This is a genomic window from Roseomonas sp. 18066, from assembly GCF_902706185.1.
Lineage (GTDB): Bacteria > Pseudomonadota > Alphaproteobacteria > Acetobacterales > Acetobacteraceae > Pseudoroseomonas.
The window spans coordinates 1-5,244 of the sequence record NZ_CACSJM010000246.1 but is presented as its reverse complement, the minus strand read 5'-3'; the positions used below and the strand labels follow the sequence as shown (position 1 = coordinate 5,244).

Here is a 5,244-nt window from a genome sequence, read left to right as displayed (position 1 = left end):
CCGCCGGGGCGGGCGCCGGGTCGACCGGGGCGGCTTCCACCGCCTCGACCTTCTTGCGGCTGCGCTTGGCCGGGGCCTTGGCGGCGGGCGCCGCCTCGACCGGGGCCTCGACGACCGCTTCCGCCACGACTTCCGCCACGGCTTCCACGGGCGCCTCGACCGCGGCGTCAGCCTTCTTGCGGCTGCGCTTCGGGGCGGGCTTGGCCGGGGCCTCGACCACCTCGGCGACCGGGGCCGCCTCGACGGGCGCGGCATCGGCCTTCTTGCGGCTGCGCTTGGCCGGGGCCTTGGCGGCGGGCGCCGCCTCGGCCGGGGCTTCGACGACGGCCTCCGCGACAGCTTCCACGGGCGCCTCGACGGCCGCTTCGACCACCGGCGGCGTCTCCACCGGAGCCTCGGCCGACGCTTCGACCACGGGCGCTTCGACGACCGGGGCCTCGACGACCGGGGCTTCGACGATCGGGGCCGGCGCGGCCACCGGCGTCACCGTCACCACGGGCGCGACCGGGGTCGCGACCGGCGGCGGCACGGGCCTGGCGGCCGCAGCCTGCTGGGCCGCTTCCTCGGCCGCCGCCATGGCGTCGAAGATGTCGTCCAGCGTGCCGGCGAAGGGATCCGCCGGCGTCGGGCCGGCATAGCGCGGCGCCGGGGCCTCGTGGCGGGGCTCCCGATGCTCGCGCGGCTCCCGGGCCTCGCGCGGCGGCTGCTGCCGTTCGCCATCGCGGCGGCGACCGCCGCGGCGGCGCGAGCGGAACTCGGCGTCGAGCTGCGCCGGCAGGTCCTGCTCGGCATCGCTCTCGGCCCCCGCGGGCGCGGCCGGGCTGGCGGCGGCCTCGGTCACCGCGGGCTGAGCCTGCGGCTGGCCCTCGGCCTCGTCGTCACCCTCGTCGCCGTCATCGCCGCCGGCATCGGCACCGGCCTCGGCGCCCTGGGCCTCGTTCGGCGAGCCATCCTCGCGGCGGCCGCCACGGCGGCGGCGGCGACGGCGGCGGCGGTTGCCGTTGCCCTCCTCGCCATTCGCCTCGGCCGGGCCGGGCTCGCCGGCGACCTCGGGCCGCGCCTCGGCGGCGACCGGCACGGCGGCGACGGCAACCGGCGCCACCTCCTCGGCCTCGGGCGCGAAGTCCATGCGCAGCGCGGCGGGGGCCGCCGGCGGCTCGGCCTGGCTCTGCGCGCGGGTCCGCTCGATGCGGATCGCCGAGCCCTGCAGCTTGGCGTCGCCCTCGAAGACCACGGCCATGCCGTAGCGCACCTCGATGGCCGACAGCCGGTCGCGGCGGCGGTTCAGGATATGCAGCGCCAGGTCAGGGGCGATCGAGACCAGGATCTCGGCGGCGCGGCGCTTGGCGCCCTCCTCCTCGATCTGGCGCAGCACCTGGAGGGCGGCGCTCTCCGGGCTGCGCACCAGGCCAAGGCCCTGGCAATGCGGGCAGGTGATGAAGGAATGCTCGGTCAGGCTGGGGCGCAGCCGCTGGCGGCTCATCTCCAGCAGGCCGAAATGGCTGATGCGGCCGACCTGGATGCGGGCGCGGTCGAACTTCAGCGCCTCCTTCAGGCGGCGCTCGACCTGGGCGTCGTTGCGCGACGACTCCATGTCGATGAAGTCGATCACCACCAGCCCGGCCAGGTCGCGCAGCCGCACCTGGCGCGCCACCTCGTCGGCGGCCTCCAGGTTGGTGCGCAGCGCGGTGTCCTCGATGTGCCGGTCGCGCGTCGAGCGGCCGGAGTTCACGTCGATGGCGACCAGCGCCTCGGTCTGGTTGATGACGATATAGCCTCCCGACTTCAGCTGCACCGTCGGCGACATCATCGCGTCCAGCTGCGCGTCGACGCCGTGGCGGGCGAAGAGCGGCACGCTGTGGTCACGGTACAGGCGGATCTTGCGCTCGTTCTGCGGCATCAGCATGCGCATGAAGTCGCGCGCCTGGCGGTAGGCTTCCTCGCCCTCCACCTGGATCTCCTCGATGTCGCGGCCGAAGACGTCGCGGATCGAGCGCTTGATGAGGTCGGCTTCCTCATAGATCAGGGCCGGCGCGGTGGACTGCAGGGTCCGCTCGCGGATGTCGTCCCACAGGCGCAGCAGGTATTCGCCGTCGCGCCGGATCTCGGGCTTGGGCTGGCCGGCGCCGGCGGTGCGGACGATGATGCTCATGCCGCGCGGCATGTGCAGGTCGTCGATGACCTCGCGCAGGCGCTTGCGGTCGGCGACCGAGGTGATCTTGCGGGAGATGCCGCCGCCGCGCGGCGAGTTCGGCATCAGCACCGAGAAGCGGCCGGCCAGGCTGATATAGGTGGTCAGCGCGGCGCCCTTGTTGCCGCGCTCCTCCTTGACGACCTGGACCAGCATGATCTGCCGGCGGCGGATCACTTCCTGGATCTTGTAGTGGCGCAGGAAACGCGGGGTGATGCGGCGCTCCTCGCGGCCGCCTTCCTCGTCCTCGCCCTTGCCGCGGCCGTTGAAGGTCTCGGGCGCCGGGCCGGGCTCGCGCGACTCGCTCTCCTCGGCCTGGGACTCGCCCTCGGCCTCGGTCTCGGCGGGGGCGGGCGCGTCGCCGGTGATCACGCCGTCCTCGAGCGCCGCGGCCTCGCCGGCCAGCAGCGCCTCGGCCGGGGCGGCCTGGCGGCCTTCCTCCATGGCCATGGGCTGGGCGCGGGGGGCGGCGTCGTCGGACGCCTCGGCCTGGTCGCCATCGGCCATCTTCTCGATGGCGGCGACCATGGCGTCGGCCTCGGCCTCGGAGACCTCGTCCTCGTCCTCTTCCTCGGCCGCCTCGGCGGCCTGCAGCGCGTTCAGGCGCTCGCGGTCGGCGACGGGCAGCTGGTAGTAGTCGGGGTGGATCTCGCCGAAGGCCAGGAAGCCGTGGCGGTTGCCGCCATATTCGACGAAGGCGGCCTGCAGGCTGGGTTCGACGCGAACCACCTTGGCCAGGTAGATATTGCCCTTCAGCGGGCGCTTATGTTCGGTCTCGATATCGAATTCGTCGAGCCGGTTGCCGTCCAGCACCACCACGCGCGTTTCTTCGGCGTGGGATGCATCGATCAGCATGCGCTTGGTCATGAACCGGGATGCTCCAGGCCACCGGCGCGATCGCGCTGACGGTGGCGGCAATGGGTGGGCAGGCCCGAGGCAACGGGGTCGCACAGGCGGCGTGGCGGCAAGCTGGCCATGCGGCTCTGGTTCCGACCTCTCGTCTCGGCGGGCCACGCCCCGGAAAGGGGGGACCCTTGTTGAGCGCGCCGCGCGCGAGCCCCGGGGCATGCCCGGGCGCCGCAAGGCGCCCATCGGGCATGGAACGGGCCAGCGGCCGCGCGGCCAGGGGGCTGGCCTTGAGGCCACGCCACCCTTCCGCGCCTTCATGCCAGCACCGGCGGAGCGGGATGCGGAACCTGGCGAAGCCGGGTCGGGCCCGTCGTCGGGGCCACCCTTGCCAGAAACCATGGGCCGCGCCGGATCCCGGACCCTTCCCTGCAAAAGACGGCGCCCGCTGCGCGGGACGGACCCGCGGGCAGGCCCCGCCGCGCTGCGGCGAAGGGCAGAATCGAGCCGGGCGGCCGCGCCCGGAACCTCCACCGGACAGCACCAGCCGCCGGGGCAAGGCACCATAGGCGCCGCCCTGCCCTTCCACAAGGCATTGCAACGTTCAGACGTTACATGAAGTAATGCCGTGATCCCTAAGCTCTGGCGTGATAGATGCTGCGCATAGGAGCATGCGGCCCCCTGGGGCCGGCCCGGAGCCTGCCGATTTTTCCACAGGCCCCGGCTGACCGCCGCGCCCATCGCGCCGGCCGGTCCCTGCCCCGGCGCCGCCCGCGGGAGGGGGAAACCCGCCGGCAGCGCCTCTGGCCTGCAGGGGGAGAGCCATCATGTCTGACCAGCCCGACGATCCGGGACCGGACGGCGCCGCGCCCGACCGCCGCAGCCTGCTGCGCGCCAGCCTCGGGCTGATCGGCCTGGCCCTGCCGGCGCTGATCCTGCCCGGCGAGGCCGAGGCCGCCGTCACCGGCGCCCGCCTGGAACGCAGCGGCGACGCCACCCGCCTGATCCTGGAAGCCGACACCGCCACCACCTGGCGCCTGTCCGCCACGCAGCGGCCGATGCGGCTGGTGGTCAGCCTGCCCGGCGCCACCTGGCGCGGCCCGGCCCGCCTGCCCGGCCTGGGCCCGGCCCGCGGCGCCCGCTGGGACGCGCCCAACCGCCGCCTGCTGGTGGACCTGTCCGGCCCGGTCTCGATCCACAACGCCGCCACCGTGGACGGCCGGCTGGTGGTCGAGCTCGGCCCGGGCACCGCGCCCGGCTTCGCCCGCCTAGCCCAGGGCCGCATCGCCCAGGGCCGCCTGGGCGGCGGCACCGCCACCGCCCGCGCGCCGGCCCGCGCCCTGCCGGTGATCGTCATCGACCCCGGCCATGGCGGCAAGGACCCCGGCACCATCGGCGTCGCCGGCACGCATGAGAAGCGCATCACCCTGGCCGCCGGGCTGGAGCTGAAGAAGCAGCTCGAAGCCGCCGGCCGCTGCCGCGTGGTGCTGACCCGGTCGCGCGACGTCTTCATCCCGCTGGACGGGCGCGTCGACATCGCCCGCCGGCGCGAGGCCGCCCTGTTCATGTCGCTGCACGCCGACAGCGCCCCCGGCGCCCGCGGCGCCAGCGTCTACACCCTCGCCGACCGCGCCTCCGACGCGCTGTCGGCGCGGCTGGCGCAAAGCCAGAACCGGGCGGATGCCGCCGGCGGCCTGCGCATCCCCGACGTCTCGCCGGAAGTGCAGCGCATCCTCTATTCCCTGGTCCGCCAGGAAACCAAGGTGGGCTCGGCCCGGATGGCGCGCTTCGTGGTGTCCAACCTGGGCCAGAGCGTCACCCTGCTGCCCAACACCCACCGCCAGGCGTCCTTCGCGGTGCTGAAGGCGCCCGACGTGCCCAGCGTGCTGGTGGAAATGGGCTTCCTCAGCGACCGCCGCGACGAAGCCGCCCTGAACCGCGCCCCCTACCGCGCCCAGGTGGCCCGCGCCCTGACAGGGGCGGTGCATGGGTGGCTGGAACAGCACCATGCCGGGATGGCGGGGAGCGGGTAAGAGAAGACCAGGGGCAGGCCAGGGGAATAAATTCCCCTGGACCCCTTGTAACTTGGCGCCATCGCGCTCGGTCGTTGCTAGAGTGTCCGGAGCGGTGGCGGAGCGTAGCCCGGAACCCCTTGGGGCGATCGAGCCCGTAAAGAAGCGAGGGTCACGCTCCGTCGTTCCATCGAA

2 protein-coding genes are annotated in these 5,244 nt (G+C 74.2%); one reads left to right on the top strand and one right to left on the bottom strand.

From position 1 onward, the window contains the following. Window positions 1-3,058 (bottom strand): ribonuclease E/G (locus GVN67_RS27875; protein ID WP_235035579.1); only part of this gene is annotated, 3,058 nt, incomplete at its 3' end. A gap of 806 nt (window positions 3,059-3,864) precedes the next feature. Between GVN67_RS27875 and GVN67_RS27870 the strand changes: the two genes are divergently transcribed. Continuing rightward, entirely contained in the window at window positions 3,865-5,070 is a 1,206-nt protein-coding gene (locus GVN67_RS27870; protein WP_160000569.1) for an N-acetylmuramoyl-L-alanine amidase, read from the top strand. Window positions 5,071-5,244: the final 174 nt, after the last annotated feature.